This is a genomic window from Xanthomonas sp. SHU 308 (assembly GCF_000364645.1).
GTDB lineage: Bacteria > Pseudomonadota > Gammaproteobacteria > Xanthomonadales > Xanthomonadaceae > Xanthomonas_A > Xanthomonas_A sontii.
On record NZ_AQOK01000813.1, the window covers coordinates 1 to 497 of the forward strand.

Annotated in this window: 1 protein-coding gene; it reads left to right on the forward strand. The window is 73.4% G+C overall.

Annotation, left to right across the window (positions count from 1 at the left end):
* Nucleotides 1–497 (forward strand): DbpA RNA binding domain-containing protein (locus D588_RS25815; RefSeq protein ID WP_043086660.1); only part of this gene is annotated, 497 nt, incomplete at both ends.

Here is a 497-nt window from a genome sequence, read left to right on the forward strand (position 1 = left end):
TGAGCCGCGTGCGCCGCGTCGCGACGACGGCGAGCGCCCGGCGCGTCCGGCCCCGGCCGCGCGTGGCGAGGATTTCGACTACCACCGCGACGTCGGCAGCTTCGAGGCGCCGCGCCGCGACAAGGCGCCGAAAGCGCCGCGCGGCGCGCCGGAAGTGGGCATGGAGACCTACCGCATCGAGGTCGGCCACCAGCACGGGGTCAAGCCGGCCAACATCGTCGGCGCGATCGCCAACGAGGCCGGGCTGGAGAGCAAGTACATCGGCCGCATCGACATCCACGACGACCATTCGGTGCTGGACCTGCCGGCGGACATGCCGCGCGAGCTGCTGACGCACCTGAAGAAGGTCTGGGTGTCCGGCCAGCAACTGCAGATGCGCAAGCTCGACGGCGACGATGCCGGCGGCGCGCCGTTCAAGCCGAAGTTCGCCCGTACCGGCAAGCCCGGCGGCAAGCCCAACGCCGCCGGCCCGCGCCCGGCCGGCCGCTTCGCCGCCG